We start from the raw sequence: 2,182 nt of genomic DNA, 5'->3' as shown, positions 1-2,182 counted from the left end.
GCGGCGTGCCGCCCGGCGCCCGCGGGCCGTGGCGGCGGCGCGCGCCGGCACCGCGCATGCGGCCGGAGCAGCGCCTGGCCTGGTGGGTGGCGACCATGGGCGGCACCGGGCGGCTGCGGCCGGCGCCGGGAAGCTGGGGCTCGGCGCTGGTGCTGCCGGCGGTGCTGCTGGGGCCCATGGCCTGCCTGCTGCTGGCCCTGGCGCTGGCGGCGCTGGGCTGGTGGGCGACGCGGCGGCTGCTGGGGGATGACACCGCCGCCGACCCGAACTGGGTGGTGGTGGACGAGGGCGCCGGGCAGCTCCTGGCCCTCGCCGCGCTGCCGGCCGGCGCCGGGCCCTGGGGCGTGCTGCTGGCCTTCCTGCTGTTCCGGCTGTTCGATATCGCCAAGCCCGGCCCGGTGGGCTGGGCGGATCGCCGCCATGGCGCGCATGGCGTGATGCTGGACGACCTGGTGGCCGGCGGGCTCGCGGCGGCGCTGATCCTGGCGCTGCGGCAGGTGCTGCCCCCGGGCCTGTTGTGAGGAGTGCCGCGATGCTGCCCGAGGACACCCTGGCCGAGGCCGCGGCGCTGCTCGACCTGCTGCGGGCGCGCGGCTGGCGCCTGGCCACCGCCGAAAGCTGCACCGGCGGGCTGATCGCCGCGGCGCTGACCGCCATCGCCGGCAGCTCCGCCGTGGTGACGCATGGCTTCGTCACTTATTCCAACGAGGCGAAGCGCGACCTGCTGGGCGTGCCGATGGGCGTCATCGAGGGCTATGGCGCGGTCAGCGACAGCGTGGCGCGGCGCATGGCGGAAGGCGCGCTGGCCCGCAGCGGCGCCGAGGTGGCGGTGAGCTGCACCGGCATCGCCGGGCCGGGCGGCGCGACGCCGGGCAAGCCGGTCGGCCTCGTGCATCTCGGCGTCGCCACGGCGGCGGGGACGCGGGCGGTGCGGCGGGTGTTCCCGGGGGACCGCATGGCGGTGCGGGCGGCGACGGTGCTGGAAGCCTTCGCGCTGGCGCGCGCCGCCGCGGGCTGACCCGCGACCACGGCGGCGCCAAGGGCCGCGGCCGGTGTCCCACGCCCTGGGCCGGGCCGGGCCGGGCGTCAAGGCGCCTCGCAGCCTGGCGTGTGCGGCCGCGTCGTGGATCAGACGCTCCGGCGGGCTGCGCTCAAGCCTGCGTGCCATCCGCCGTCGCATGGCGGATGCGGGCGGCACCGCAGCGATGCCGGCCCGGGCGCATCAATCCGCGCTCAGGCTCCTTGCGCGGATCAGCCCCCGCCAGGATTCGATCTCCGCGGCCACCAGCGCGCGCGTCGGCGCGCCCGGCGGACTCGGCTCCACCTCGCCATCCGTCAACTCCTCCAGCCGGGCGCGGATGGCCGGCTGCGCCAGGGCGCGCAGCAGCGCGGCATGGATCGCCGCCTGCACCGGCGCCGGCGTGCCGGCGGGCGCCGCCAGCCCGGCCCAGGTATAGCTGCGGAAGCCGGGAAAGCCGCTCTCGGCCACCGTCGGGATGGCGGGGAAGCGGCCGCTGCGGCGGTCCGCCGTCACCGCCAGGCCGCGCAGCCGCGCATCCCCCAGCAGCCCCATGGCGCCGACCGTGGTGCTCAGCATCAGGGGCAACTCGCCGCCCAGCACGCCGGTGATGCCGGCGACATCGCTGCGGTAGGGCACCTGCGCCAGCGTGATCCCGGCCGCGGCCGAGAACAGCTCCCCGGTCAGGTGGTGGGAGGAGCCGGGGCCGAGCGTGCCGTATTGCACCGCGCCCGGCCGCGCCCGCGCCGCCGCCACCAGCGCGCCGAGGTCGGCGAAAGGCCCGTCGGCGCGCGCCACCAGCACGAAGGCGTAGCGCAGGAACAGGCTGAGCCAGGCGAAGCCGTCCACCGGCTCGAACCCGCTGGTCCGGCCGAAGGCGGCGGCGACGCCATGGCTGCCGGTGAGCAGGCCCAGGGCATGGCCATCGGCCGGGGCGCGGGCCAGGGCGGCGCTGGCGATGTTGCCGCCGGCGCCCGGCCGCGGCTCCACGACGACGGGGCGGCCCAGTGCCTCGCCCAGCGGCGGGGCGAGGATGCGGCAGATGGTGTCCGCCGCGCCGCCCGGGCCGAAGCCATGCAGCAGGGTGACCGGCCGGTCCGGCGCCCAGGCCGGCTGCGCGCGGGCGAGGCCCGGCGCCGCCAGCCCCGCCAGCAGCAGCGGCCG

General features: G+C 78.5%; 3 protein-coding genes. 2 read left to right on the top strand and 1 reads right to left on the bottom strand.

Translation table 11 applies throughout. From position 1 onward, the window contains the following. A partial coding sequence (locus E2C05_RS31215; RefSeq protein WP_338045226.1) for a phosphatidylglycerophosphatase A occupies window positions 1-521 on the top strand: 521 nt, incomplete at its 5' end. Window positions 522-532: 11 nt separating this feature from the next. Then, window positions 533-1,018 (top strand): CinA family protein, encoded by a 486-nt coding sequence (locus tag E2C05_RS31210; protein WP_133223497.1) that lies wholly within the window; start codon window positions 533-535, stop codon window positions 1,016-1,018. A 204-nt stretch (window positions 1,019-1,222) separates the two neighbouring features. Here E2C05_RS31210 and E2C05_RS31205 read toward each other — a convergent pair. Then, a partial coding sequence (locus tag E2C05_RS31205) for a tripartite tricarboxylate transporter substrate-binding protein (protein WP_133223496.1) occupies window positions 1,223-2,182 on the bottom strand: 960 nt, incomplete at its 5' end.

This window comes from Paracraurococcus ruber (assembly GCF_004353985.1).
GTDB classification, from domain to species: domain Bacteria; phylum Pseudomonadota; class Alphaproteobacteria; order Acetobacterales; family Acetobacteraceae; genus Paracraurococcus; species Paracraurococcus ruber.
The sequence above is the reverse complement of the archived record's forward strand: the minus strand, read 5'-3'. Positions and strand labels throughout refer to the sequence as shown.

Bases quoted from the DNA above. Each gene is read 5' to 3' on its own strand.
- E2C05_RS31210 (WP_133223497.1), top strand. From the start codon at position 533: ATGCTGCCCGAGGACACCCTGGCCGAGGCCGCGGCGCTGCTCGACCTG.